This window comes from Streptomyces sp. NPDC017890, from assembly GCF_044328675.1.
Lineage (GTDB): Bacteria > Actinomycetota > Actinomycetes > Streptomycetales > Streptomycetaceae > Streptomyces.
Genome location: NZ_JBIRHU010000015.1, coordinates 191,625 through 217,766, shown reverse-complemented (window position 1 = coordinate 217,766; position 26,142 = coordinate 191,625). Strand labels below are relative to the sequence as shown.

The window sequence follows — 26,142 nt, the reverse complement described above, 5'->3', positions numbered from 1 at the left end:
GTGGGTGGCGGTGGGGGGGGGGGGGGGGGTGCGGGGGGGGGGGGGGGGGGGGGGGTGCCCCCCCCCCCCCCCCCCCCCCCCCCCCCCCCCCCCCACGGCTCGGCTCAGACGTTGGTGAGGCAGAGCAGGAACTCTTCCCCGTCGCCCGTCTCCGCGTAAAAGCCGGTGGCGCCCTCGACCTTGCTACACGCGGACTCAGCGGTGAACTGCGTGTGGTGACCCTTGATCTTCTCAACGACCTTGGCCTCGGCGTCCGCGGAGGAGCAGTCCACCACCTCCATACGGTCTGAAGACGACGATGCGGACTTCAGGCAGTCACCCACGCCGGCCTGGTCGGCGTCGTCCCTGCTGGCGATAAAGCCGCCGACCGCCACACCGACGACGATCACAGCGATGACTATGTTCTTGATCGTTTTGAAGGTCAGCTTGCGGCGGGCCGGCTGCGGGGGAACCGGGGCGTACGGTGCGCCCTGTGGCGGGAACCCAGGCTGGCCGGCCTGCTGTGGGAAGCCCGGCTGGCCCTGCGCATAGGGATTCTGTCCCTGCGGCTGTTGCGGAGCCTGCGGCTGGCCCTGCGCGAACGGGTTGCCCTGGGGCGGCGGAGTGGTCACTGGGTCCCCCTGAAACTTAGGTACGTGTCGCGAACATGTCGCGAATAAGATGCACGTAAGCTATCGCCACGCACTGACATCTCCGTACTCGAGAGAGGCTTCGTGGCACTGATGTGACACTTACTGCCTCTCAAAGCGGGTTATAGCAGCAGTAACCGCTCCGTAGATCACAGTGACTGTCACCACCAGCGGCACCGAACGTCCGTCCGGCGGCAGCATCAGCGCGGCCACCCCGGCGGCGCCGACGAAGGCGACGTTGAACAGCACGTCGTAGACGGAAAAGATCCGGCCACGGAAGGCGTCGTCGACCGAGGACTGCACGACCGTGTCGGTCGCGATCTTCGCCCCCTGTGTCGTCAGGCCCAGCGCGAACGCCGCGGCGAGCAGCGGCACGGTGGTGAACGGCAGACCGAGTGCCGGCACCAGCACCGTGGCGGACGCCGCGCACACGGCCATCCAGCGGCCGGGCCCGAGCCGCCCCGCCGCCCACGGAGTGACCACCGCGGCCGCGAAGAATCCCGCGCCGGAGACGCCCAGCGCCAGCCCCAGCAGGGCGAGACCCTCGTCCGTGTCCGAGGTCAGGGCGTACCGGCACAGCATCAGCAGCATCACCAGCAGGGCTCCGTAGCAGAACCTCATCAGCGTCATGCCCGCCAGCGACCAAGCCGCTTCCCGGCGTGCGGGGGCCGCGAGGTGCCGTACTCCTGCCGCCAGGTCGCGTGCGGTGCCCACGAGCGCCGACGCCAGTCGGGGCGGCACGCGTGCGGGGTCGGGGCCCAGCAGCTCCTCGGCGATGCGCAGCGATGCCAGCGCTCCGCACAGGTACAGGGCGGCTCCGAGCAGCACCACGGCGGCATCGGAGTCCGCGAACACGAGGCGTACGACGAAGGCGAGGCCGCCGCCCGCCGTCGCGGCGAGGGTGCCGGCGGTCGGGGAGAGCGAGTTGGCGATCACCAGACGCTCGGCGTCGACCACGCGCGGCAGCGCGGCGGACAGGCCCGCGAGGACGAAGCGGTTGACGGCGGTGACGCAGAGGGCCGAGACGTAGAAGAGCCAGTCCGGGACGGAGGCGAAGATCAGCACGGCCGTCACCGAGGCCAGCGCGGCGCGCAGCAGGTTGCCGTACAGGAAGACCTGACGGCGGCGCCAGCGGTCCAGCAGGACGCCGGCGAAGGGGCCCACCAGGGAGTACGGGAGCAGAAGGACCGCCATCGCGGAGGCGATCGCGGCGGGCGAGGTTTGTTTCTCCGGGGAGAAGACGACGTAGGTGGCGAGCGCGACCTGGTAGACGCCGTCGGCGCCCTGGGAGAGCAGGCGTACGGCGAGCAGGCGCCTAAAGCCCTTCAGGCGCAGCAGGACGCGCAGGTCACGGACGACGGCCATGGGGCACAGCCTCACATACGGGAAAGGTCCCCGGATCATGCGACCCGGGGACCTCCGACGGACCGGAGTCCGCGCTTGTCAGCGCTCGACCTCGCCGGCGATGAACTTCTCGACGTTGGCGCGGGCCTCGTCGTCGAAGTACTGGACCGGGGGGGACTTCATGAAGTAGCTCGACGCCGACAGGATCGGGCCGCCGATGCCGCGGTCCTTGGCGATCTTCGCGGCGCGCAGGGCGTCGATGATGACACCGGCCGAGTTCGGGGAGTCCCAGACCTCGAGCTTGTACTCCAGGTTCAGCGGGACGTCACCGAACGCGCGGCCCTCCAGGCGCACGTAGGCCCACTTGCGGTCGTCCAGCCAGGCCACGTAGTCGGACGGGCCGATGTGGACGTTCTTCTCGCCCATGTCCCGGTCGGGGATCTGGGAGGTGACGGCCTGCGTCTTGGAGATCTTCTTCGACTCGAGGCGGTCCCGCTCGAGCATGTTCTTGAAGTCCATGTTGCCGCCGACGTTCAGCTGCATCGTGCGGTCCAGGATCACACCCCGGTCCTCGAACAGCTTCGCCATGACGCGGTGCGTGATGGTGGCGCCGACCTGCGACTTGATGTCGTCGCCCACGATCGGGACGCCCGCCTCGGTGAACTTGTCCGCCCACTCCTTGGTGCCGGCGATGAAGACCGGGAGGGCGTTGACGAAGGCGACCTTGGCGTCGATGGCGCACTGGGCGTAGTACTTCGCCGCGTCCTCGGAGCCGACGGGCAGGTAGCAGACGAGGACGTCGACCTGCTTGTCCTTGAGGACCTGGACGATGTCGGCCGGCTCCTCGGCGGACTCCTCGATGGTCTCGCGGTAGTACTTGCCGAGACCGTCGAGGGTGTGGCCGCGCTGGACCTGGACGCCGCTGTTCGGCACGTCGCAGATCTTGATGGTGTTGTTCTCCGAGGCGCCGATGGCGTCCGCGAGGTCCAGGCCCACCTTCTTGGCGTCCACGTCGAAGGCGGCGACGAACTCGATGTCACGGACGTGGTACTCGCCGAACTGGACGTGCATCAGGCCCGGGACCTTGGCCGCCGGGTCGGCGTCCTTGTAGTACTCGACGCCCTGCACCAGCGATGCGGCGCAGTTGCCCACACCGACGATGGCTACGCGAACCGAACCCATTCCGGTTGCTCCCTGTGTGTACGAGTGAGGCCCTGACTGGGCGCTCACGTGGCGGTGTCGCCGGGCGTATCCGGCCGGGGGTCGTCCCCGGACCGGGGCAGGCCGCCCGTCGCTCCAGATGTCTTGTCCTGTTGAGCGGTCCCCTCCGAAGCGGAACCCCGCAGGTCCCGCCCCGCCCGCTCGCTCTCGATGAGCTCGTTCAGCCAGCGCACCTCGCGCTCCACGGACTCCATTCCGTGGCGCTGGAGCTCAAGCGTGTAGTCGTCGAGCCGTTCCCGGGTGCGGGCCAGGGAGGCCCGCATCTTCTCCAGGCGCTCCTCCAGCCGACTGCGCCGGCCCTCGAGCACGCGCATGCGCACGTCGCGCGACGTCTGTCCGAAGAACGCGAAGCGAGCGGCGAAGGTCTCGTCCTCGTACGCGTCCGGGCCCGTCTGCGAGAGGAGCTGCTCGAAGTGTTCCTTACCGTCGGCCGTCAACCGGTAGACGATCTTGGCGCGGCGTCCCGTGAGGGAGGCGGCGGCCTCACCGACGTTCCCCGGTTCCTCGATCAACCAGCCGTTGGCGACCAGCGTCTTGAGGCAGGGGTAGAGCGTCCCGTAGCTGAACGCCCGGAACACACCCAGTGACGTGTTGAGCCGTTTGCGCAGCTCATAGCCGTGCATCGGGGATTCGCGGAGCAGGCCGAGTACAGCGAACTCGAGGATGCCGGATCGCCGGCTCATCGTCGCCTCCTCTCGTCCTTATGCCGCGCTGATGTATCGACTCGATACATCAGCACGATAGAACGAGCTTCCTCGTGCGACAAGAGGGGGACTGGTGAACGGGATCACATCGGGGATTCATCGAGAGCAAGTTGCCTGATTTGAGGTGAACTTCGAGTCTCGGGGGTTTTGACGGTGCGTAGTCTGTGCGCCATGCAGACCACCGGGAACCGAGTGACGTCTGGGGGCGTCCCTGTCCCTGGTGCAGTACGGGTGAATGCGGGAGGGGCCGCATCCGTACTTCGGGGGGACCGGAAAACAGCCGCCTTTACCAGGCGCGCAAGGGTGCGCCTGCCCGAGGAGTAGTCGTTCGATGAGCGAGCACCGTCGCAAACCGCCGCCGCCGCAGGGAGGCGGACGTGCCGCGGCCCGACGCGGCCAGTCCGGCTCGTCCTCCGGCCGCCGTGCGGCACCGCGAGGCGCCACAGGGTCTCCGTCCGGCTCGTACGGTCCGGAGGACGAGGGACGTCCGTACGGGAGCCGCGCCGAAGCACGGCGCGCGGCACAACGCAGTGGGGGCAGTCGCCGCAGATCGGCCGAGCCGCCGCACGGAGGCCGGCGGGCAGCTCCCGGCGGCCCAGGAGGGGTCGGCCGGGGCCGCGCGGCGGTGTCCGGCAAGAAGAGGGTGATCGATTACCCGCGCAGCGACAAGGACGGATGGCACCGGTGGGTGCCCTCCTGGAAACTCGTCTCTGGGTTGTGTGTCGCGTTCTTCGGCACCATGGTGGCCGCCGCGGGCATCGCCTACGCCATGGTGGGCGTGCCCAACATCGACGAGACCGCCACGGCACAGAACAACGTCTACTACTGGGCCGACGGCAGCCAGATGGTCGCCACGGGCGGTGAGCGCAACCGGCAGAGCGTCGACCTCGCGCAGATTCCCAAGGCGATGCGCAACGCCGTCATCTCCCAGGAGAACAAGACCTTCTACTCCGACAGCGGCATCGATCCCAAGGGCATCGCCCGCGCCGTGTTCAACATGGCCAAGGGCGGCGATACGCAGGGTGGCTCCACCATCACCCAGCAGTACGTGAAGAACGCGATGCTGAACGACCAGTCGCAGACGATCTCCCGCAAGGTCAAGGAGATCTTCGTCTCGATCAAGGTCGGTGCCGAGGAGCCGAAGGACAAGATTCTCGAGGGCTACCTGAACTCCGCGTACTACGGCCGCGGTGCCTACGGGGTCCAGGCCGCCGCGCGGGCGTACTTCAACGTGGACGCCGTCGACCTCAACCCCGGCCAGTGCGCTTTCCTGTCGTCGGTGCTCAAGGGCGCCACGTACTACGACCCGTCCGGCTCGACCTCGATCGACCCGGCCGCGACTCCCGAGGCCAACAGCGAGCGCGCCCAGCGGCAGATGCAGGACACCCTCGACAAGATGGTGGAGTACGGGCATCTGAGCCAGCAGGAGCGAGCCAAGTACACCGAACTTCCGGCCGTGCAGAATCCGCGGTCGAACTCGCAGCTGGGCGGCCAGATCGGCTACCTCGTCGACCTGGCCAAGGCTTCGGTCATCAAGACCGGCAAGGTCACGGACAAGCAGCTGGAGAGGGGCGGCTACTCGATCCACACGACCTTCGAGAAGAAGAAGGTCGAGAGCCTCGAGGCCGCGGTGCAGAAGGTCTACACGGAGAAGATCGACCCCAAGAAGCGCCCCGACAAGGACACGCACGTTCAGTTCGGCGGCGCGTCCGTGGATCCCGAAACCGGTGCCATCAAGGCTGTCTACGGTGGACAGGACGCGACCAAGCACTTCACCAACAACGCCGACGTGACCGGTGCCCAGGTCGGTTCGACGTTCAAGCCCTTCGTGCTCGCGGCGGCGATGAACTGGGGCGTGCGCGATCCCGACCTCGGGCCGACCCAGTCCCAGGACGAACGGACGATCGTCTCCCCGAAGAGCCTCTACAGCGGCAAGAACGACCTCAAGATCAAGGAATACGACGGGACGGTCTGGAAGGACGATAAGGGCGGGCAGTGGCTGCAGCGCAATGACGGCGAAGAGTCACTGGGTGATCCGCCGGACTACAAGATCGACCTCCGCGAGGCCATGCGGCTGTCGTCGAACTCCGCCTTCGTGCAGCTCGGCATGGACGTCGGCCTCGACAAGGTGAAGGAGGCCGCCATCGACGCGGGCCTCCTCGAGGACAGCCTGGCAGGCGCCGGCTACCCGTCGTTCTCCATCGGCGTCTCGTCCCCGAGTGCCATCCGTATGGCGGACGCGTACGCCACCTTCGCGGCCAGTGGCAAGCAGAGCGAGCCTTACTCCGTGACCAAGGTGACGAACAAGACCGGCACGGTCTACACGCACACGGTCAAGACCGAGCGGGTCTTCACGGCTCAGATCGCAGACAACGTCACGGACATTCTGAAAACCGTCGTCGACGAGGGGACGGGCAAGAACGCCCGGCTGCCCGGCCGCGAGGTGGCGGGCAAGACCGGTACCACGGACGGCAACAAGTCCGCCTGGTTCGTCGGCTACACGCCGCAGCTCTCGACCGCGATCAGCATGTTCCGCTACCCGGACGACGAGTCGGTCAAGGAGCGGAAGTTCCTGGAGATGTACGGAACGGGCGGCGAGAAAGAGATCCACGGTGCGTCGTTCCCGTCCCGCATCTGGAAGGACTACATGGAGGACGCGCTGAAGGACACGAAGCCGGCGAAGTTCCCGAAGCCGGAGCCCATCGGCGAGGTCGTCAACGACACCCCGCCGCCCAGCCCGTCTCCCTCCCCCTCGCCCTCTGCCTCCGAGACAGAGGAGGCGAGCCCCTCGCCGAGCCCGTCGCCCAGCGACACGCAGACCGGCCCCTCACCGTCCGCGCCGACTTCGACGTGCGGTATCTGGGACTGGAACTGCAACAACGGGAATGACGGCGGGAATGACAACGCCGGCAATGACGCGGGCGGTTCGGACGGAAGTGAGTCACCGTCTCCGTCAGCCAGTGAGACGGAGGAAGACGGCAACGGAAACGGGAACGGGAACGGGAACAGTCAGGGAAACACCATCTGGGGTTCGAGCGGTTAGCCGCGGAGTAGCCCGGCATGGGCGTTTCACGTGAAACGCCCGTAAGTTTCACGTGAAACAGGGGCCGCCGCATCCACGAGGGTGCGGCGGCCCCGGCGTATTCCCAGGCGCGTACGGCAGGATGTGCCCCATGCCCAGTGCAGAATCGACGCCAGCGAGCGTGCACGAGCCGGACCCGGTGTCGCCGACCAAGGAGGACACGGTCGCCGCGACCGGCAGCGAGCTGATCGGCGGCCCTCTCGGCCGACGTGCCCTGCTCGGGACGTCCTGGTGGACTCCTGTGCGGGTGATCGCACTCGTCGCGATCGGCATGTTCGCCCTCGGCCTGGTCCAGAAGGCGCCCTGTTACAACGGTGCCTGGTTCTTCGGTGCCAGCTCCCAGTACACACATGCGTGCTACTCGGACATCCCGCACCTCTATCAGGGGCGAGGGTTCGTCGACGGGCTGGTGCCGTACTTCGACAAGCTCCCGGGCGACATGGAGTACCTCGAATACCCGGTACTGACCGGCGTGTTCATGGAGGTCGCATCATGGCTCACACCGGGCAGCGGCACCATCCAGGACCAAGAGCAGTGGTACTGGATGGTCAACGCCGGGATGCTCATGGTCTGCGCGGTCGTCATCGCCGTGTGCGTGACCCGTACGCACGCCAGGCGCCCCTGGGACGGCCTGCTGGTGGCCCTCGCACCGGCCTTCGCGCTGACCGCGACCGTCAACTGGGACCTGCTGGCGGTCGCTCTGACGTCCGCCGCGATCCTGATGTGGTCGCGGGGGCGTTCGGTGGCCTTCGGAATTCTGCTGGGGCTGGCCACGGCCGCGAAGCTCTATCCCTTCCTGATCCTCGGCCCGCTGCTCGTGCTGTGCTGGCGCGCGGGCAAATGGCGGGACTTCGGAAAGGCCCTGGGAGGGGCGGCCGTCGCCTGGCTCGTGGTGAACCTGCCGGTGATGCTCTTCGCGTTCGACGGCTGGTCGAAGTTCTACACGTTCAGCCAGGAACGCGGCGTCGACTTCGGCTCCTTCTGGCTGATCCTGGTCCAGAACTCCGACAGCCCGCCCAGCACCGAGACCGTCAACACGCTGGCCACGCTCCTGATGGTGCTGTGCTGCGGCGGCGTCGCGGCGCTCGCCCTGACCGCCCCCAGGCGTCCGCGATTCGCTCAGCTCGCCTTCCTGATCGTCGCGGCGTTCATCCTCACCAACAAGGTCTACTCACCGCAGTACGTGCTGTGGCTGGTTCCGCTGGCCGCACTGGCCCGGCCGAAGTGGCGTGACTTCCTGATCTGGCAGTCGTGCGAGGTGGCCTACTTCCTGGGCATCTGGATGTACCTCGCGTACACGACCAGTGGCGACGCCCACAAAGGCCTGCCGACGGCCGGCTACCACTGGGCCATCGGCATACACCTGCTGGGCACGCTGTTCCTCTGTGTCATGGTCGTGCGCGACATCCTGATGCCGGACCGGGACCCGGTCCGGCGAACGGGCGACGACGACCCCTCGGGCGGTGTGCTCGACGGTGCGGAGGACGCCTTCGTCCTGGGGTCCGAGTCTCACTCACCGCAGCACACGGATCACTACGAGACGTCCCGGGTGCAGTGGGGTGCGGGGCAGCAGGCGGACGGTTCGCTCTGAGCGAACAGGCTCCTGGGGCGTCCCTGACGCCGTAGGCCATGGAGAAGGCCGTACACGGGAGATCGTGTACGGCCTTCTCGCTGTTGCCGGCTTCGACACCGGCCCATCCGTCAGCGGTCGAGGATCCGGTCGAACTGCGTAGTGGTGTGCCGCAGGTGGGCCACCAGCTCGTCACCGACCTTGGGCTCCGGCGCGTCCGAGGGCACGAACAGGATGGAGACCTGCATGTGCGGCGGCTCCGCGAACCAGCGCTGCTTGCCACCCCAGACGAACGGCGCGAGATTGCGGTTGACCGTGGCGAGTCCGGCCCGGGCGACGCCCTTGGCGCGCGGCATGACGCCGTGCAGCGCCTTCGGGGCCTCCAGACCCACACCGTGCGACGTACCGCCCGCCACGACCACCAGGAAGCCGTCGGAGGCAGCCTTCTGCTGCCGGTAGCCGAAGCGCTCGCCCTTGGCGACGCGCGTGACGTCCAGGACCGCACCGCGATACTCGGTGGCCTCGTGGTCCCCCAGCCACAGGCGGGTACCGATCCGGGCGCGGAAGCGGGTCTGCGGGAACTGCTGCTGGAGCCGGGCCAGTTCGTCCGCCTTGAGGTGGCTCACGAACATCGTGTGCAGCGGCAGCCGGGCCGCGCGCAACCGGTCCATCCAGCCGATGACCTCCTCGACGGCGTCCGAGCCGTCGGTGCGGTCCAGTGGCAGATGAATGGCGAAGCCTTCCAGCCGGACGTTCTCTATGGCGGCGTGCAGCTGCGGCAGGTCCTGCTCGCTGATGCCGTGCCGCTTCATCGAGGACATCACCTCGATGACCACGCGCGCGCCCACGAGGCCGTACACGCCGTCGATGGACGACACCGAGCGCACGACGCGGTCGGGCAGCGGTACGGGCTCCTCGCCGCGCCGGTACGGCGTCAGGACCAGCAGGTCACCGCCGAAGAAGTCCTTGATCCGGGCCGCCTCGTACGTCGTGCCGACGGCCAGCACGTCCGAACCCAGACGCGTGGCCTCGTCGGCCAGCCGCTCGTGGCCGAAGCCGTAGCCGTTGCCCTTGCAGACCGGGACCAGCCCGGGGAACTGCTCCTGCACGTGCTTGTGGTGCGCCCGCCAGCGCGCGGTGTCGACGTAGAGCGTGAGCGCCATGGCCGGACCTGGAACCTTTCTCGTGGCTGCGGTGTGCTGCGATGTGTCGAGGGGAAAGCCTGGGTGGAGCTGTGGAAGCTGTCACCGACGCTACTGGAGCCAGAGCGCCGGGCAGGGGCATCAGCGGCGCGACATGTAGATGTCGAGGGCCTTGTGGAGCAGCTTGTTGAGTGGGAAGTCCCACTCGCCGAGGTACTCGGCCGCCTGCCCGCCCGTGCCGACCTTGAACTGGATCAGGCCGAAGAGGTGGTCGCTCTCGTCCAGGGAGTCGGAGATGCCGCGCAGGTCGTAGACGGTTGCGCCCAGGGCGTAGGCGTCGCGCAGCATGGCCCACTGCATCGCGTTCGAGGGCCGGACCTCGCGACCGATGTTGTCGGAGGCACCGTAGGAGTACCAGACGTGCCCGCCGACGACCAGCATGGTGGCCGCCGACAGGTTCACCCCGTTGTGCCGGGCGAAGTAGAGCCGCATGCGGTTGGGGTCCTCATTGTTGAGGGCCGCCCACATGCGCTGGAAGTACGACAGCGGACGCGGCCGGAAGCGGTCACGCACGGCCGTGATCTCGTACAGGCGCTGCCACTCCTCGAGGTCGTGGTAGCCGCCCTGGACGACCTCGACGCCGGCCTTCTCGGCCTTCTTGATGTTGCGGCGCCAGAGCTGGTTGAAGTTCTTGTGGACCTCTTCCAGGGAACGGTTGGCCAGCGGAACCTGGAAGACGTAGCGGGGCTGCACGTCACCGAAGCCGGCGCCGCCGTCCTCGCCCTGCTGCCAGCCCATGCGGCGCAGCTTGTCGGCAACCTCGAAGGCGCGCGGCTCGATGTGGTCGGCCTCTATGTCGCGCAGGCGCTTGACGTCGGGGTCCTGGATGCCCTTCTTGATGGACGTGGCGTCCCAGCGCCGGATGATCACCGGCGGGCCCATCTTCACCGAGAAGGCGCCCTGCTGCTTGAGGTGAGCCAGCATGGGCTCCATCCAGTCCTGGAGGTTCGGCGCGAACCAGTTGATGACCGGGCCCTCGGGGAGGTAGGCGAGATAGCGCTTGATCTTGGGCAGCTGCCGGTACAGGACGAGACCGGCGCCGACCAGCTCACCGGTGCGGTCGTCGAACCAGCCGAGGTTCTCCGAGCGCCATTCCGCCTTCACGTCTGCCCATGCCGGGACCTGCATGTGACTCGCCGCCGGCAGACTCTGGATGTAGGCCAGATGCTGCTCGCGGCTGATGGTCCTCAGGGTCAGGCTCATTCGGGGCGCTCCTCGGGCTGGTGTGTCCCCATGGGTACAGGGGCTCCGGCTCTCGCGCGAAGCCTACTGCGCCCTGTGAGCGCCCCGTCCGGCGTACGGCTGGAAGGCGGAGGGAAGGGGGCGTCCGGTGGGCGGGCGGCGGCCCGGAGCCCGGTTTGGGGGCTCAGCCGAAGAGCCCGCCGTGGTAGATGCCGAAGTACAGGCCGAGCGCGGCCGCTCCGAGGCCCACCACCAGGCCGAAGCGCTCTCGTGTCGTCTCGGAGATGAGCTGGCCGTATCCGCCGGCCAGGACCCCGAGCAGCCCCGCCCAGGAGGTCAGGACGTGGAGCCCCCGGAAGTTCGCGGTGGCGAGGGCGAGGATTCCGAGCACCAGGGTCACGGCGAGCAGCGTGTCCTGGAGGGGGTGCGGTTTGCCGTCGGTGGCCAGCAGCCCGGTCCGGGGCTTGGCGGGTCGCATGATCTGTGCCATGGGGAACCTCCTGCCATAGGCAGTGTGTCTTCGCCCTTTACATCCGCTGAGTACCGATTGTGTCCCCTCGCAGCCGGATTTCAACCGCAAGCGGGTGGGCGGGTAGTCTGTATCTTCTGCACTGGTGTCTGCTGCCGCCCACCGGCCGGTCCACCTTCTCGGAGGAGGCCCGATTGTCAGTGGGTCCTGGTTTACTCGTTGATACCGGTGCCAACGCATCGCAACCCTCCTGCCACGGAACGACCGTGGCCGCTGAGTCCAAAGGAGGTGGGTTCCACATGCGTCACTACGAGGTGATGGTCATCCTCGACCCCGATCTCGAGGAGCGTGCTGTCTCCCCGCTGATCGAGAACTTCCTCTCTGTCGTCCGTGACGGCGGCGGAAAGGTCGAGAAGGTCGACACCTGGGGCCGTCGTCGTCTCTCGTACGAGATCAAGAAGAAGCCTGAGGGCATCTACTCGGTCATCGACCTGCAGGCCGAGCCTGCGGTCGTCAAGGAGCTCGACCGCCAGATGAACCTGAACGAGTCGGTCCTCCGGACCAAGGTCCTCCGTCCCGAGATGCACTGAGCTCCCGCTCAGCCGATCCCGGGATTCGAGTAGCAGCACAAGCAGCCAGCAGCAAACCCGCCGAGAGGTTCCCCCATGGCAGGCGAGACCGTCATCACGGTCATCGGCAATCTTGTCGACGACCCCGAGCTGCGCTTCACCCCGTCCGGTGCGGCCGTCGCGAAGTTCCGTGTCGCGTCGACTCCCCGCACCTTCGACCGCCAGACGAACGAGTGGAAGGACGGCGAAAGCCTCTTCCTCACCTGCTCGGTCTGGCGTCAGGCGGCGGAGAACGTCGCCGAGTCGCTCCAGCGAGGCATGCGCGTCATCGTGCAGGGCCGGCTGAAGCAGCGGTCTTACGAGGACCGTGAGGGCGTCAAGCGCACGGTCTACGAGCTGGACGTCGACGAGGTCGGCGCCAGCCTGCGCAGTGCCACGGCCAAGGTCACCAAGACCTCGGGCCAGGGCCGCGGAGGCCAGGGCGGTTACGGCGGTGGTGGCGGCCAGGGTGGCGGCGGCTGGGGCGGCGGCCCCGGCGGTGGCCAGCAGGGCGGCGGCGCTCCGGCCGACGACCCCTGGGCGACCGGCGCTCCCGCCGGTGGCCAGCAGGGTGGTGGCGGCCAGGGTGGCGGCGGCTGGGGCGGCGGCTCCGGCGGCGGTGGCGGCTACTCGGACGAGCCCCCCTTCTAAGCGGGCTCCACTCACACTTCTTGATCACACAGGAGAAACACCATGGCTAAGCCGCCTGTGCGCAAGCCGAAGAAGAAGGTCTGCGCATTCTGCAAGGACAAGGTCACGTACGTGGACTACAAGGACACGAACATGCTGCGGAAGTTCATTTCCGACCGCGGCAAGATCCGTGCCCGCCGCGTGACCGGCAACTGCACTCAGCACCAGCGTGACGTCGCCACGGCCGTGAAGAACAGCCGTGAGATGGCGCTGCTGCCCTACACCTCCACCGCGCGATAAGGGAAGGGTGACCGACTCATGAAGATCATCCTCACCCACGAGGTCTCCGGCCTCGGTGCCGCGGGCGACGTCGTCGACGTCAAGGACGGCTACGCTCGCAACTACCTGATCCCGCGGAAGTTCGCCATCCGCTGGACCAAGGGCGGCGAGAAGGACGTCGAGCAGATCCGTCGTGCTCGCAAGATCCACGAGATCCAGACCATCGAGCAGGCCAACCAGGTCAAGGGTCAGCTCGAGGGCGTGAAGGTTCGTCTGGCCGTCCGCTCCGGCGAGGCCGGTCGTCTCTTCGGCTCCGTCACCCCGGCCGACGTCGCTTCGGCGATCAAGGCTGCTGGTGGCCCCGACGTCGACAAGCGTCGCATCGAGCTGGGCTCGCCGATCAAGACCCTGGGCGCCCACGAGACGTCCGTGCGCCTGCACCCCGAGGTTGCCGCCAAGGTCAGCATCGAGGTTGTCGCTGCCTGAGCGTAGCTCTCGCTGAAGCGATGAGATGGGGCCGCATCTCCCGGTCGGGAGTTGCGGCCCCATCTTCATGGCCGTGAGACGCCAGGGTGCCTCGGGGGTGGTTTCACGTGAAACATCGTGTTTCACGTGAAACGGTCAGCGCGTCGCTCCTGTGACGATCCAGCGACCCGATCGCGTACGCAGCCACAGCGTCACCAGGCGCATCGTCATCATCAGGGTCATGGCCGCCCACAGGGCGGTGAGCCCGCCACCCAACGCCGGAACGAAAAGCGCCGCGGGAGTGAAGACAGCCAGGGTGATCAGCATCGCCCCTGCGAGGTACGGGCCATCTCCCGCACCCATGAGGACGCCGTCCAGGACGTAGACCACTCCGCAGATCGGCTGCGATACGGCCACGATCACTAGGGCGGGGAGGGCGGTGTCCTTGACCGCGGAGTCGCCGGTGAACAAGGGCAGGAACACCGGCCGTGAAAGCACCACGAGGACTCCGAGAACGACCCCAACCGCGACGCCCCACTCCACCATCCTGCGGCAGGCGTCGCGGGCACCTTGGGCATCGCCGGCTCCCAGGTAACGCCCGATGATGGCCTGCCCGGCGATGGCTATGGCGTCGAGGGCGAAGGCGAGCAGACTCCACAGGGACAGGATGATCTGATGGGCCGCGATGTCGGCGTCACCGAGCCGGGCCGCCACAGCCGTGGCGATCATGAGAATCGCCCGCAGCGAGAGAGTACGCACCAGCAGCGGCACCCCGGCCTGGGCGGAGGCCCTGATGCCGACAACGTCCGGACGCAGCGAGGCACCATGGCGGCGTGCCCCGCGGACCACCACCCAGAGGTACACGGCGGCCATGCCGCACTGGGCGATGACGGTGCCCCAGGCGGAGCCCGCGATGCCGAGGCCGGCGCCGTAGACGAGTACGACGTTGAGGACGGCGTTGGCGACGAAGCCGGCGATGGCCACGTAGAGGGGGGTCCGGGTGTCCTGCAGACCTCGCAGGACGCCGGTCGAGGCCAGCACGACGAGCATGGCGGGGATACCGAGGGCGGAGATCCGCAGATACGTGACGGCATACGGGGCCGCGGTGTCGGAGGCGCCGAAGAGCTCTACGAGGGAGGGTGCCGTGGGCAGGACGATGGCGATGACGGCGGCACCGAGCAGCAACGCCAGCCAGATGCCGTCCATGCCCTGGCGGATCGCGGACTGCAGGTCGCCCGCCCCGACGCGCCGGGACACGGCCGCCGTGGTGGCGTAGGCGAGGAAAACGAAGACGCTGACGGCTGTGGTGAGCAGGGCCGAGGCGATGCCTAGTCCGGCGAGTTGTGCGGTGCCGAGGTGGCCGACGATCGCACTGTCGGCCATGACGAAGAGGGGCTCGGCGACGAGCGCGCCGAAGGCCGGGACGGCCAGTGCGATGATCTCTCGGTCGTGTCGGCGCCGGGCGGTCCGGGAGCGCGCGGGGGCCTGTGTCATGAGCACCAATCTAATCGTCCACAGGTAAGAGATGCAAAGGTTTGTCACCCCTTACGTCTCGTCTCGCCGTGTGTACTTCTGGGCACGGTTCGAAGCGATCTTGACCTGAGTGGGAAAGTTTTTCTTCTGCACAGGGCGTGGATGGTGAAGGGGCAGGTCAGAGGTGTTTCGCAGATGAGAGCGAGGGCTTGTTCACAGGGCTGTCCACCGGGTCGTGCACAGGTTTCGAGGAGTTCTCCACAGCATCTGGCCGGTCGTCCACATGGCCTGTGGATAACCAGATTGGCTGACGGTGCCCGCAGGCCTACGGTAGTCCGGCGCCTGCTCCGTCCGTCGGCTCCTGAACCGTCACAAAACCGACGCGTCAGAACCGGAGTTGGGCGTCTTATTTGTCAGTGCCGTGCCGTAGAAATGAGGGCACGGCGAGGTCCGCTCGGCGGACGGGAGGAGGTGGCTCGGTGAGCATTTCCGAGCCCTTGGACGATCCGTGGGCCGACAGCGGTCCCAGTGATCGTCTGCCCGCTTCCCGCCGCCGCGGTGATGGGGGCCGCAGCCGCGAGGAGCAGCACGAACGCGGCCCGGACAATGCCGGGTGGGACGGCGGCGGGCCATCTTTCGAGCGGGTGCCGCCGCAGGACCTGGACGCGGAGCAGTCGGTCCTCGGCGGCATGCTCCTGTCCAAGGACGCCATCGCGGACGTCGTCGAGATCCTCAAGGGCCACGACTTCTACAAGCCGGCCCACGAGACGGTCTACCAGGCCATCCTCGACGTCTACGCCAAGGGCGAGCCGGCCGACCCCATCACGATCGCCGCCGAGCTCACCAAACGCGGTGAGATCAACAAGGTCGGCGGAGCCTCGTACCTGCACACCCTCGTCCAGACCGTGCCGACGGCCGCGAACGCCGCGTACTACGCGGAGATCGTGCACGAGCGTGCCGTCCTGCGCCGCCTGGTGGAGGCCGGCACCCGGATCACGCAGATGGGATACGCGGCCGACGACGACGTCGACGAGATCGTCAACCGCGCCCAGGCGGAGATCTACGCCGTCACTGAGCAGCGGACCAGTGAGGACTACCTGCCGCTCGGCGACATCATGGAGGGCGCGCTCGACGAGATCGAGGCGATCGGGTCACGCAGCGGCGAGATGACCGGTGTGCCCACGGGATTCACGGACTTCGACTCACTGACCAACGGACTGCACCCCGGCCAGATGATCGTCATCGCGGCGCGTCCCGCCATGGGTAAGTCGACGCTCGCGCTGGACTTCGCGAGGGCTGCCTCGATCAAGAGCAACCTGCCGAGCGTCATCTTCTCGCTCGAAATGGGGCGCAACGAGATTGCGATGCGTCTGCTGTCCGCCGAGGCCCGCGTCGCCCTGCACCACATGCGGTCCGGCACGATGACGGACGACGACTGGACCCGCCTGGCCCGCCGTATGCCGGACGTCTCGGCCGCTCCGCTCTACATCGACGACTCCCCGAACCTGTCGATGATGGAGATCCGCGCCAAGTGCCGCCGTCTCAAGCAGCGCAACGACCTCAAGCTGGTCATCATCGACTACCTCCAGCTGATGCAGTCGGGCGGCTCCAAGCGCGCGGAGAGCCGTCAGCAGGAGGTGTCGGACATGTCCCGTAACCTCAAGCTCCTGGCCAAGGAGCTGGAAATCCCGGTCATCGCGCTCTCCCAGCTCAACCGTGGACCCGAGCAGCGCACCGACAAGAAGCCGATGGTCTCCGACCTGCGTGAGTCAGGTTCGATCGAGCAGGACGCCGACATGGTCATTCTGCTGCACCGAGAGGACGCGTACGAGAAGGAGTCGCCGCGCGCGGGCGAGGCGGACCTGATCGTGGCCAAGCACCGTAACGGTCCGACGGCGACGATCACCGTCGCCTTCCAGGGTCACTACTCGCGGTTCGTGGACATGGCACAGACCTGATCCCCCGGTGCGGGGAAATCGGCTCGACGTGTGGTTCCCGGGCCGATGGACTGGGGGCATGACGACACCTCAGGAAGAGCTGCTCCCCGCCACCCGCCGGGCGCTGCTGCACCGGATCGCCGTGGCCCAGGCCGAGGGGCGCACCCCGTCGCTCGTCGCGGCGGTGGTCCGGGACGGGCGCACTGTGTGGCACGGAGCACGGACCTCGGTCGACGGCCACGGCCCGGACGAGAACGTGCAGTACCGGATCGGCTCGATCACCAAGACCTTCACCGCTGTCCTCGTCCTGCGGCTGCGCGACGAGGGAGTGCTTGATCTCGCGGACCCGCTGGAGAAGCACCTGCCGGGTACCGGAGCGGGCGAGGCCACGATCGCCGAGTTGCTGGCGCACTCGGGCGGGCTGGCCGCCGAGTCGCCCGCGCCGTGGTGGGAGCGGACGCCGGGCTCGCTGCGGCCCGAACTCGCCGACGTGCTGGGAGAGCAGCCGCTCCTGCACCCGGTGGGCCGTCGGCACCACTACTCGAACCCGGGCTACACGCTGCTCGGCGCGCTGGTCGAGAAGTTGCGCGGTGCTCCGTGGGAGGACGTCCTGCGGCGGGAAGTACTGGAACCGCTGGGCTTGGGCCGCACGGCCGGGAGCCCGCAGGCACCCCACGCCGGTGGCTGGGCGGTACATCCCTGGGCCGACGTGATGCTGGCCGAGCCCGCTGAAGACCTCGGGCGGATGGCCCCTGCCGGTCAGCTCTGGTCCACCACCGGAGATCTGGCACGGTTCGCCGTCTTCCTCGCGAGGGGGGACGACAGGGTGCTGAGCGCGGAGACAGTGCGGGAGATGCGGGCGCCCGCGGCGCCGGCCGAGGCCGCGGACGTCGTGGACGGCTCGGCGTACGGTCTCGGCCTGCAGATCCAGCGCTGGGACGGGCGGCTGCTCGTGGGGCACTCCGGCTCCCTGCCGGGTTTCCTGGCCAACCTCACCATCAGCGTGGAGGACGACGTGGCCGCGGTGGTGCTGACCAACTGCACGTCAGGCCCGATGCCGGCCGTGGTCGGTGCCGATCTCGTTCGCATCGTCGCCGAGGCGGAACCCCGGTTCCCCGAACCGTGGCGCCCGCTGCCGGAAGTCGACTCCTCTGTGCTGGAGTTGGCCGGGCAGTGGTATTGGGGAACATATGCATTCGCCCTGCGGCTGACGCCCGGCGGGGGAGTCTCGCTGGAGCCGCTGTCAGGCCACGGCCGCAGCTCGCGCTTCCGGGCGAACGGTGATGGCACGTGGACGGGGCTCGAGGGCTACTACGCCGGGGAGCTTCTGCGGGCCGTGCGGCGCACGGACGGGTGTGTGAGCCATCTGGACCTTGGGTCGTTCGTGTTCACGCGTCAGCCGTACGAAGAAGGGGCGCCTGTGCCGGGAGGGGTGGACCCGCAGGGGTGGCAAGGGATCGGCTAGGTATCTCGAGCAGCGCCGTGTGTGCCCTGTTTCACGTGAAACGGGGCACACGGTGGGACGCGCATGGCTGCGCCCTGCTCAGAGCTGGAGCTTGAAGCCCGTGTGCGAGGCCGAGAATCCGAGGCTCTCGTAGAAGCGGTGGGCGTCGGTGCGTGTCTTGTCGGAGGTGAGCTGTACCAGGTGACATCCCTGTCGACGGGACTCCTCGACCGCCCACTCGATGAGCTGGGTGCCCAGGCCGCTGCCGCGTTCGGCGGCGTCGATGCGGACGCCTTCGATGATCGACCGGGTGGCGCCGCGCCGGGACAGGCCGGGGACGATCGTCAGCTGGAGGGTGCCGACGACACGGCCGCCGCGGACGGCGACGGCCAGGCGCTGGTTGGGATCGGCGCTGAGCCGTTCGTACGCGGCCAGGTAGGGGCTCAGGTCGTCCGGTGACTCCCGTTGGGCGCCCAGGGGGTCGTCGGCGAGCATGGCGACGACCGCCGGGATGTCGTCCTCGGCGGTGGGTCGTATTTCAAGATCTCCCATGACCGCACCCTACGCAGAGGCGGCAGGAGAAGGTACGGCGTACGCCGGCAACGGCAGGCTAGGCGGGCACCGGTGACTTGAGGGTTTCCACGGCCCGGACCAGCGGGACCAGTTCGGGATTCGCGGCCGCCTTGTCGAGGGCCTCGCGCAGGGCGGCGTCATTGGTGGGCCGCGCCTCGTCCAGCAGCTTCAGCCCTGCCGCGGTGACGTTGGTGTAGATACCACGGCGGTCGGTGGGGCACAGGTAGCGCTCGAGCAGTCCGCGGTCCTCCAGCCGGGTGACCAGGCGCGTGGTGGCGCTCTGGCTCAGGACGACGGCGTCGGCGACCTGCTTCATCTGCAAATGCCCACCGTCGCCGTCGTGCTGCCGACTGAGTACGTCGAGCAGGGAGTACTCGCGCACGCTCAGGTCGTGACCGGCCTGCAGGGCGCGTTCGATGTGGGCCTCGATCCTCCCGTGCAGCAGGGAGAGGGCGCACCAACCCTGGGAGAGGGCGATGAGCGCGGGGTCCGTCGCTGTCATGTGGTTCCTCCGTCCCGGAGCGGCTGCAACCAGGGTAGACCAGGCCCGAGCTTGTTGGCGTTTGCTTGTAACCCGCGTCTGCAACTAATGTGAGCGACGGTAAAGCGCTCGTGCAACTGTCTGGGAAGGTGTATACCTCCATGCCTCTCGCGCTCCTGGCCCTCGCGATCGGGGCCTTCGGAATCGGAACGACAGAGTTCGTGATCATGGGCTTGCTGCCCGAGGTCGCGAGCGACTACGGGGTCTCCATCCCCACCGCCGGCTTCCTCGTGACCGGGTACGCGCTCGGCGTGATGTTCGGTGCCCCGCTGATGACCGTGCTCGGCACCAGGGTCCCGCGCAAACGGATGCTGATGCTGCTGATGGGCCTGTTCATCGCCGGCAACCTGCTCTCCGCCCTCGCCCCAGCCTTCTCCGTCATGCTGGCCGGCCGCGTTGTCGCCTCCCTCGCCCACGGCGCCTTCTTCGGCATCGGCTCGGTCGTCGCGGCCGACATGGTCGCCCCGCACAAAAAGGCCGGCGCGATCGCGATGATGTTCACCGGGCTGACCGTCGCCAACGTCGTCGGCGTCCCGCTGGGCACGCTCGTCGGACAGTCCGTCGGCTGGCGCGTCACCTTCGCCGTCGTGGCCGTGCTCGGCGTCGTGGGGCTGGCCGGCGTCGCCAAGCTGGTCCCCGACATGCCCAAGGCGGAGGGCGTGCGGATGCGGCACGAACTGGCCGCGTTCAAGAACGCCCAGGTCCTGCTGGCGATGGCCATGACCGTTCTCGGCTTCGGCGGAGTCTTCGCGGCCATCACCTACATCGCGCCGATGATGACGAACGTCGCGGGCTTCGCGGACGGTTCGGTCACCTGGCTGCTGGTCCTCTTCGGCCTCGGCATGGTCGGCGGCAACCTCGTCGGCGGCAGGTTCGCCGACCGTGCCCTGCTGCCCATGCTGTACGTCTCCCTCGGCGCCCTGGCCGTCGTACTCGCCCTCTTCACGCTCACCGCGCACAACAAGATCGCCTCGGCCGCGACCATCTTCCTGATCGGCGCCCTGGGCTTCGCCACCGTTCCGCCGCTGCAGAAGCGTGTCCTGGACCACGCGCACGGCGCCCCGACATTGGCCTCAGCCGTGAACATCGGCGCCTTCAACCTCGGCAACGCGCTCTCCGCCTGGCTCGGTGGCGTCGTCATCGCAGCCGGCTTCGGCTACACCGCCCCGAACTGGGTCGGTGCCGCGCTCGCCGCCTCCGCGCTGCTTCTCGCCTTCCTCTCGGCCGCTCTCGAACGGCGGGGCGGTGCCTCCGGCACGGTCGTCGCGGGCTCCGTGCCGACCGAGCAGCGGGCCGCCGCCGTCCACCGCTGAACGGACCCGGCCGTGGGGTAGTAGGAGTGGCCGTCCTCATACCGGGACTGCCGTCCCCCGTACCTCCGCGGTTCCCCTGGCCTCAACAAGCACTGAGGCACCGCATCACTCAGCACCACCCAAGGAGAACCTCCCATGAGCACCGCCGCTGTCGCCCCGCTGACCATTCAGGACGCCGAAGTCCTCGTCTCCGCGGCTCACCGCGCCGCCGAGGCCGCCGGGGGCACCGTCAGCGTCACCGTCCTCGACGCGGGCGGCCACCTGCTCGCTTTCCGGCGCGACGACCGGGCCGTACTGATCTCCGGGGAGACCAGTACCCGCAAGGCCTATACGGCGCTCCAGCTGAACACCCCCACCGCCGACCTCGTCGACGCAGTCCAGCCCGGCGGTCTCTTCCACACGCTTCCCACCGCCCTCGACCGGCCGTTGCTGTTCATCGCGGGCGGTGTGCCCGTACACCGCGACGGCCGGCTCATCGGAGCTATCGGGGTCGGTGGCGGCGCGCCCGAGCAGGACCACACCTTCGCCACGGCCGCCACGGAGGCCCTCGCCTGACGGCAGCCGCGTGCGTACGGAACCGGTTCCCGGGACCTCGCCGGGAACCGGTTCCGTCGTACCGAACGCCGTCGTTCCGAACGCCGCAGTATCGGACGCCGTCGCATCGCGAGATGCAGCTCGTCGTGCAGGGTTCAGCCCGCCGCCACCGTCAGCGGCGCGAACCGTCGGCTCCAGTCCCCAGGCAGCTCGGTGATCCCGTACGTCATGACCGCGTTGGGCGCGACGGAGGAGAGGCCGTGCTCCTTCACCCAGCCCAGCAGCTCTTCGTGGCGCACGTCGATGTCCGTGCGCAGCGGTCGGTCGGTGTGGGCGGCGAGGGAGCCGACGAGCGCCTTGGCCGTCTCGGTGTCGCGGGCGATCAGGGGGCCTACGACATGGGTATCCATATTGGGCCAGGCCGCGGCGTACCCGATGAGCCGGCTGTCCTCCTCGGCCACGCGCAGATGGTCGGCGAAGGCGGGCAGCCGCGCGATGATGTGGGTGCGGTCGGCGCCGAACACCTCTTCGTCGAGCCGGAGGATGGCGGGGAGGTCCTCGGCCGTGGCCGCGCGCGTGGCGATCCGCGGTTCCGGCCCGCCCGGAGCGAAACGCCCGCGCACCATCTCCACCCGGCCGGTGGCTTTGAAGCCGAGCTCCTCATAGAGCGGCTGGCCGTACGGGGTCGCGTGCAGGGTCAGGGGCGTGGGGCCGAGCGCGGAGACGACGTGGCGCATCAGCCGACGCCCGACGCCCTGGCGGGAGTGACGCTCGGCGACCAGCACCATGCCGATGGCGGCGAGGGAGGGACGCGCGTGCGGCCCGTACTCGGTGACGGTGCAGGCGCTGACGAGGCCGCCCCCCGGATCGTCGATGCCGTACCCCTTCCCGGCGGTGAGGAGGAACCCCCACTTGTGTTCCTCGCGCAGCCACCCCCGGTCCTCGGACAGGTCGGCGCAGGCGGTGAGATCGCGGAGCGTGAGACGGCGGATCGGCAGAGAGGCGAGGGAAGGTGTCGGCACGCAGGTCAGGCTGTCCGACAGCGGCCGTCCGCGTCCACCTCTTTCCGGTGGAACATGCGAGCTTTTGGCCATGTTGTGGCCGAGTGCTCAGTGGTCCGTCATCCGCTGGACGTCGGATCGGGCCGAAAGGCGGTTGCCGCCGCCGTCAGCCGAGGTCGGGTGCGTGCATGGCACGCACCCCCTCGATGTTGCCGTCCAGGAAGTGCCTCAGCGACAGCGGGACGAGATGGACGGATGCGATCCCGACCCGGGTGAACGGCACCCGCACGATCTCGTACTCACCGGTGGGCTCGTCGACCTCGGGGCCGTGGCGCAGGGCCGGGTCCATGGACTCCAGGTGACAGACGAAGAAGTGCTGCACCTTCACGCCTGTCGCGCCCTCGTCCTCGCCGATGTGCTCCACCGTGTCCACGAAACAGGGGACCACGTCAGTGATCTTGGCACCGAGTTCCTCGTGCACCTCGCGGTGCAGGGCGTCCACGACGGTGCTGTCGCCCGGTTCCACCCCGCCTCCGGGAGTGACCCAGTAGGGATCGACACCGGGTTTGGTGCGTTTGATCAGGATCAGGTGGTCGCCGTCCAGGAGGACGGCGCGGGCGGTGCGCTTGACCACGGGTCGGACGGTCATGGGAGAAATGTGGCCCGGCTGGTTCCACGTGAAACATTGCGGGAGTTCACCGTACGAGCCCGTAGGCTCAGTTCCAGTCGGCGGCCGCGCGCAGCAGCCCCTCATGGGCGCGGGTGATGTGTGGCATCGCCAACGTGCCGGTACGCACCACTAGGAAATACGTTCGCAGCGGCGGCACCGCCGGATCGTGCAGAGCGACGACATCGCCGCGCTCCAGTGCCTCAGCGCACAGATAGCGGGGAAGTACGGAGAGCCCTGCGCCGGCGATCGTGCAGGCGAGCACCGCACGCAGGTCGGGGACGACGACCGTGCCCGGAACGGCAGGGCGGGCGTCGAAGACGGACGCCCAGTAACGGGCGACAAAGGGCAGCGATTCATGCACCTCGACCACGGGAACGTGTTCCAGCGCGGGTGCAGTGGTGCGGGGGAGCTTTGCGGTGCCGGTCCGCTCCGCCCAGCGGGGCGCTGCGACCAGGACGTGCTCCTCGTCGCAGAGCGGAGTCGCAGTGAGCAGTGCGCCGCGTGGCCGGGCCGTACCGATGGCCAGATCATGATGCCCGGCGGCCAGTCCATCCAGGGTCTCCTCGGCGTTCCCGAACGAAGCGCGCAGGGCGAAGCCCTGTTCGTCCTCGCCGGTGAGCTCGGTGAGGACGGGAAGGGCCCGCTCAGCGGTGAACTCGGGCGGCCCGGCGAGATGCAGGGTTCTCAGCAAGGAGTCGTCGTCCACCCTGGTTTCGGCGATCTCCACCAGGGCGTCGAGATGCGGTGCGGTCTTGTGGGCGAGTTCGTCGCCGATGGTCGTCGGGGTCACGCCGCGGGCCTGCCGCAGGAACAGGGGGCGTCCGAGCTGCCGTTCCAGGGTGCGGATCTGCGAGGTGACGGCCGGCTGGGAGAGGCCGAGCAGAGCCGCCGCGCGGGTGAAGGAACCGGCTCGGTACACGGTCACGAACGTGCGCAGCAAGGCCAGATCCACGAAAACCCTCCCCCTCTTCTGTTACCTCCAGCCCTCCGGCCGCGCCCAACTATAAATATGTCGATAGGTCGCTGTCGCTACAGTGATTGGACACTGACGCAGAGTCAACTAGCCTTGACCACGCGGTTCTTCGCGCGCGGAACCGGAGGACGGTCCGAGCCACGAGGGGGGAGGCTCGGACCGTCCGCAGCACTCGGCCGGACACAGCGCGGCGGCTGTGCGGCAGCGGTCAGTCCGCGGATTCCTCCAGCGCACGCAGCAGATCAGCCAGCAGGTCCGCGGGATCCTCCGCGCCTACCGAAAGCCGGATGAACCCCTCCGGTACCGCGTCGCCGCCCCAGCGGCCACGCCGCTCGGCCGTGGACCGCACCCCGCCGAAGCTCGTCGCGCCCTCCACGAGACGCAGTGCGTCGAGAAAACGATCGGCACGCGCGCGCGTGGGCAGCGTGAAGGAGATGACGCACCCGTAGCGCAGCATCTGGTGCGAGGCGATCTTGTGGGAGGGGTCGTCGGGCAGCCCCGGGTACCGCAGCCCGGTGATCTCCGGCCGCCCCCGCAGGGCTTCGGCGACCTTGAGCGCGGTGGTGTCCTGGCGGTCCACGCGCAGCTGGAGGGTGGCGATCGAACGGTGTGCGAGCCAGGCCTCCATGGGGCCGGGGATCGCACCGACGATCTTGCGCCACCGCCGGACGGCGGTCATCGCCCCGGCATCACGGCCGGCCACGTAGCCCAGGAGGACGTCGCCGTGGCCGGTGAGCTGCTTGGTGCCGCTGGCCACCGAGAAGTCGGCGCCGAGCTCCAGCGGCCGCTGCCCCAGCGGCGTCGCGAGCGTGTTGTCGACGGCGACCAGGGCGCCACGCGCGTGGGCCGCCTCGACGAGCCGTCGGACGTCGCACACGTCGAGCCCGGGGTTCGACGGCGTCTCGATCCACAGCAGCTTCGCCCCGTCAAGGACGCCGAGCTGGGCGTCCCCGCCGGTCGGTGCGGTGCGTACCTCGATGCCGTACGCCTCCAGCTGGGCCCGGACCAGCGGCAGCGCCTGGTAGCCGTCGTCGGGCAGGACGGCCGCGTCACCGGCGCGCAGCTGTGAGAAGAGCACCGAGGAGATCGCGGCCATACCGGAGGCGAACACGAGGGTCTCGACGTCGTCCTGCCCGGGCGCCTCCAACTCGCCGATGGCGCGCTCGAGGTGGGTCCACGTCGGGTTCTCGTCGCGGCCGTAGGTGTACGGGCCGGTCGGCTCGCCCGGGAGATGGAAGTGGGCGGCGAACACGGGGCCGGGCAGGGTCGGCTCGTGCTTGACGGGTTCGGGCAGTCCGGCCCGCACCGCGCGTGTGCCGTCACCGGTGCCGGAAGGGGTCCCCGCCGCGCCCGTACCGGCCCCGTTGTTCGTAGCGGAATCGTTCATGCCGCCCGTCCTTCCATTTGCTCGCGTACCGCGGCGAGCAATCCCGTGCTCGCCGTCTCCACCATCTCAAGGCACTCCTCGAAGCCGTCCACGCCCCCGTAATAGGGGTCCGGTACGTCGAGGTCGTCGTGGTCGGCGACGGGGTCGTAGGACCGCAGGAGTCTTACCTTGGCCGCGTCCTGCTCCGTGGGTGCGAGGCGGCGCAGCGCCCGCAGGTGGCCGGCGTCCAGGGCGACGACGAGGTCGAGGCGGGAGAACCAGGACGGCTGGAACCGGCGGGCCGTGTGGTCGAGGCCGTAACCGTTGCCCTCCAGGACGGCCACGGTGCGCGGGTCGGCGCCCTCGCCCTCGTGCCAGCCGTCGGTGCCGGCGCTGCCGGCCTCGACCAGGCCGTCCAGCCCGGCGTCTTCCACACGCGCGCGGAAGACGGCCTCGGCCATGGGGGAGCGGCAGATGTTGCCCGTGCACACGAAGCAGACTCGGTAGGTCATCGTGGTCAGTCCTTGTCGGGCAGGAATGCGTTGAGCGCCCAGGAGACGACCGAGACGATCAGGCCACCCAGAACGGCGGTCCAGAATCCGTCCACGTGGAAGCTCAGGTCGAGCCTGTCGGCGACCCACGACGTGAGCAGCAGCATGAGTGCGTTGACCACCAGGGTGAACAGCCCCAGGGTCAGGATGAACAATGGGAAGGTCAGCACCTGCACGACCGGCTTGACCAGCAGGTTCACCAGGCCGAACACCAGGGCGACGACGATGAGCGTGGCGGCCTTCTCGCCGGTGCTGCCACCGGTCAGTGTGATCTTGTCGAGCAGCCACACGGCGACCGCGAGAGCGCCCGCGTTGGCGATCGTCTTGACTACGAAATTCTTCATGTGTCTGATCGTGGCAGACGCGATCGGAAACGAATGG

At 68.5% G+C, this 26,142-nt stretch carries 26 protein-coding genes; 10 read left to right on the top strand and 16 right to left on the bottom strand.

Features of this window, described 5'->3' with window-relative positions; all coding sequences use genetic code 11:
* Nucleotides 1–104 precede the first annotated feature (104 nt).
* The 4 genes from ACH4F2_RS21335 to ACH4F2_RS21320 form a co-directional block, all read right to left on the bottom strand.
* Nucleotides 105–611 carry a hypothetical protein gene (locus ACH4F2_RS21335; protein ID WP_398134274.1) on the bottom strand — a complete coding sequence of 169 codons (507 nt, stop codon included), beginning with the start codon at nt 609–611 and terminating at the stop codon, nt 105–107.
* 120 nt (nt 612–731) lie between these two features.
* Nucleotides 732–1,994 carry an MFS transporter gene (locus ACH4F2_RS21330; protein WP_398134273.1) on the bottom strand — a complete coding sequence of 421 codons (1,263 nt, stop codon included), beginning with the start codon at nt 1,992–1,994 and terminating at the stop codon, nt 732–734.
* Between the two features lie 78 nt (nt 1,995–2,072).
* Nucleotides 2,073–3,155, bottom strand: a complete 1,083-nt coding sequence (locus ACH4F2_RS21325) for an inositol-3-phosphate synthase (RefSeq protein ID WP_395577382.1) — start codon at nt 3,153–3,155, stop codon at nt 2,073–2,075.
* A gap of 44 nt (nt 3,156–3,199) precedes the next feature.
* Complete coding sequence (locus ACH4F2_RS21320; RefSeq protein ID WP_398134272.1) at nt 3,200–3,877, bottom strand: helix-turn-helix transcriptional regulator; 678 nt, start codon at nt 3,875–3,877, stop codon at nt 3,200–3,202.
* A 664-nt stretch (nt 3,878–4,541) separates the two neighbouring features.
* On the opposite strand from ACH4F2_RS21320, the gene ACH4F2_RS21315 reads away from it, so the two are divergent.
* Complete coding sequence (locus ACH4F2_RS21315) at nt 4,542–6,941, top strand: transglycosylase domain-containing protein (RefSeq protein ID WP_398134271.1); 2,400 nt, start codon at nt 4,542–4,544, stop codon at nt 6,939–6,941.
* A gap of 130 nt (nt 6,942–7,071) precedes the next feature.
* Nucleotides 7,072–8,571 carry a glycosyltransferase family 87 protein gene (locus ACH4F2_RS21310; protein ID WP_398134270.1) on the top strand — a complete coding sequence of 500 codons (1,500 nt, stop codon included), beginning with the start codon at nt 7,072–7,074 and terminating at the stop codon, nt 8,569–8,571.
* 110 nt (nt 8,572–8,681) lie between these two features.
* Here the strand turns inward: ACH4F2_RS21310 and ACH4F2_RS21305 are convergent, their stop codons facing one another.
* The 3 genes from ACH4F2_RS21305 to ACH4F2_RS21295 form a co-directional block, all read right to left on the bottom strand.
* The gene (locus ACH4F2_RS21305) at nt 8,682–9,713 is read right to left on the bottom strand and encodes an alanine racemase (protein ID WP_398134269.1); all 1,032 of its coding nucleotides are present in this window, start codon (nt 9,711–9,713) and stop codon (nt 8,682–8,684) included.
* Between the two features lie 120 nt (nt 9,714–9,833).
* Nucleotides 9,834–10,955, bottom strand: coding sequence for a peptidoglycan bridge formation glycyltransferase FemX (gene femX / locus ACH4F2_RS21300; RefSeq protein ID WP_398134268.1), 1,122 nt, complete (start codon nt 10,953–10,955; stop codon nt 9,834–9,836).
* A gap of 163 nt (nt 10,956–11,118) precedes the next feature.
* The gene (locus tag ACH4F2_RS21295) at nt 11,119–11,424 is read right to left on the bottom strand and encodes a hypothetical protein (protein ID WP_398134267.1); all 306 of its coding nucleotides are present in this window, start codon (nt 11,422–11,424) and stop codon (nt 11,119–11,121) included.
* A 278-nt stretch (nt 11,425–11,702) separates the two neighbouring features.
* Here ACH4F2_RS21295 and rpsF point away from each other — a divergent pair, with 278 nt between their 5' ends.
* The 4 genes from rpsF to rplI all read left to right on the top strand — a co-directional run bounded on the left by rpsF (nt 11,703) and on the right by rplI (nt 13,406).
* Nucleotides 11,703–11,993 carry a 30S ribosomal protein S6 gene (rpsF, locus tag ACH4F2_RS21290; RefSeq protein WP_077798159.1) on the top strand — a complete coding sequence of 97 codons (291 nt, stop codon included), beginning with the start codon at nt 11,703–11,705 and terminating at the stop codon, nt 11,991–11,993.
* Nucleotides 11,994–12,068: 75 nt separating this feature from the next.
* A complete protein-coding gene (locus tag ACH4F2_RS21285) occupies nt 12,069–12,662 on the top strand; it encodes a single-stranded DNA-binding protein (RefSeq protein ID WP_395577389.1) in 594 nt (197 codons plus the stop codon).
* A 42-nt stretch (nt 12,663–12,704) separates the two neighbouring features.
* Nucleotides 12,705–12,941 carry a 30S ribosomal protein S18 gene (gene rpsR, locus ACH4F2_RS21280; protein ID WP_003949403.1) on the top strand — a complete coding sequence of 79 codons (237 nt, stop codon included), beginning with the start codon at nt 12,705–12,707 and terminating at the stop codon, nt 12,939–12,941.
* 18 nt (nt 12,942–12,959) lie between these two features.
* Nucleotides 12,960–13,406 carry a 50S ribosomal protein L9 gene (gene rplI, locus ACH4F2_RS21275; protein WP_398134266.1) on the top strand — a complete coding sequence of 149 codons (447 nt, stop codon included), beginning with the start codon at nt 12,960–12,962 and terminating at the stop codon, nt 13,404–13,406.
* 135 nt (nt 13,407–13,541) lie between these two features.
* On the opposite strand, the gene ACH4F2_RS21270 is transcribed toward rplI, so the two are convergent.
* A complete protein-coding gene (locus ACH4F2_RS21270) occupies nt 13,542–14,879 on the bottom strand; it encodes an MATE family efflux transporter (RefSeq protein WP_398134265.1) in 1,338 nt (445 codons plus the stop codon).
* 458 nt (nt 14,880–15,337) lie between these two features.
* Between ACH4F2_RS21270 and dnaB the strand changes: the two genes are divergently transcribed.
* Together dnaB and ACH4F2_RS21260 are read left to right on the top strand one after the other, a co-directional pair.
* Nucleotides 15,338–16,816 (top strand): replicative DNA helicase, encoded by a 1,479-nt coding sequence (gene dnaB / locus ACH4F2_RS21265; protein WP_398134264.1) that lies wholly within the window; start codon nt 15,338–15,340, stop codon nt 16,814–16,816.
* A 58-nt stretch (nt 16,817–16,874) separates the two neighbouring features.
* Nucleotides 16,875–18,260, top strand: a complete 1,386-nt coding sequence (locus ACH4F2_RS21260; RefSeq protein ID WP_398134263.1) for a serine hydrolase domain-containing protein — start codon at nt 16,875–16,877, stop codon at nt 18,258–18,260.
* Nucleotides 18,261–18,338: 78 nt separating this feature from the next.
* Here the strand turns inward: ACH4F2_RS21260 and ACH4F2_RS21255 are convergent, their stop codons facing one another.
* Both ACH4F2_RS21255 and ACH4F2_RS21250 read right to left on the bottom strand, forming a co-directional pair.
* On the bottom strand, nt 18,339–18,791 hold the full coding sequence (locus tag ACH4F2_RS21255; protein WP_398134262.1) for a GNAT family N-acetyltransferase: 453 nt from the start codon (nt 18,789–18,791) through the stop codon (nt 18,339–18,341).
* 58 nt (nt 18,792–18,849) lie between these two features.
* Entirely contained in the window at nt 18,850–19,314 is a 465-nt protein-coding gene (locus tag ACH4F2_RS21250) for a MarR family winged helix-turn-helix transcriptional regulator (protein ID WP_398134261.1), read from the bottom strand.
* 140 nt (nt 19,315–19,454) lie between these two features.
* On the opposite strand from ACH4F2_RS21250, the gene ACH4F2_RS21245 reads away from it, so the two are divergent.
* Together ACH4F2_RS21245 and ACH4F2_RS21240 are read left to right on the top strand one after the other, a co-directional pair.
* Nucleotides 19,455–20,666 carry an MFS transporter gene (locus tag ACH4F2_RS21245; RefSeq protein WP_398134260.1) on the top strand — a complete coding sequence of 404 codons (1,212 nt, stop codon included), beginning with the start codon at nt 19,455–19,457 and terminating at the stop codon, nt 20,664–20,666.
* A gap of 135 nt (nt 20,667–20,801) precedes the next feature.
* Nucleotides 20,802–21,221 carry a heme-binding protein gene (locus ACH4F2_RS21240; protein ID WP_398134259.1) on the top strand — a complete coding sequence of 140 codons (420 nt, stop codon included), beginning with the start codon at nt 20,802–20,804 and terminating at the stop codon, nt 21,219–21,221.
* Between the two features lie 134 nt (nt 21,222–21,355).
* Here the strand turns inward: ACH4F2_RS21240 and ACH4F2_RS21235 are convergent, their stop codons facing one another.
* The 6 genes from ACH4F2_RS21235 to ACH4F2_RS21210 form a co-directional block, all read right to left on the bottom strand.
* Entirely contained in the window at nt 21,356–22,222 is an 867-nt protein-coding gene (locus tag ACH4F2_RS21235; RefSeq protein ID WP_398134258.1) for a GNAT family N-acetyltransferase, read from the bottom strand.
* A gap of 145 nt (nt 22,223–22,367) precedes the next feature.
* Complete coding sequence (locus ACH4F2_RS21230) at nt 22,368–22,850, bottom strand: NUDIX domain-containing protein (RefSeq protein WP_398134257.1); 483 nt, start codon at nt 22,848–22,850, stop codon at nt 22,368–22,370.
* A gap of 67 nt (nt 22,851–22,917) precedes the next feature.
* Nucleotides 22,918–23,823, bottom strand: a complete 906-nt coding sequence (locus tag ACH4F2_RS21225; protein ID WP_398134256.1) for a LysR family transcriptional regulator — start codon at nt 23,821–23,823, stop codon at nt 22,918–22,920.
* A gap of 229 nt (nt 23,824–24,052) precedes the next feature.
* Nucleotides 24,053–25,231, bottom strand: coding sequence for a cystathionine gamma-lyase (locus tag ACH4F2_RS21220; RefSeq protein WP_398134255.1), 1,179 nt, complete (start codon nt 25,229–25,231; stop codon nt 24,053–24,055).
* Nucleotides 25,228–25,722, bottom strand: a complete 495-nt coding sequence (locus tag ACH4F2_RS21215) for a low molecular weight protein-tyrosine-phosphatase (RefSeq protein ID WP_398134254.1) — start codon at nt 25,720–25,722, stop codon at nt 25,228–25,230. Before ACH4F2_RS21215 ends, ACH4F2_RS21220 begins: the two co-directional genes overlap by 4 nt.
* A gap of 5 nt (nt 25,723–25,727) precedes the next feature.
* The gene (locus ACH4F2_RS21210; RefSeq protein WP_398134253.1) at nt 25,728–26,105 is read right to left on the bottom strand and encodes a phage holin family protein; all 378 of its coding nucleotides are present in this window, start codon (nt 26,103–26,105) and stop codon (nt 25,728–25,730) included.
* Between the last annotated feature and the right edge of the window lie 37 nt (nt 26,106–26,142).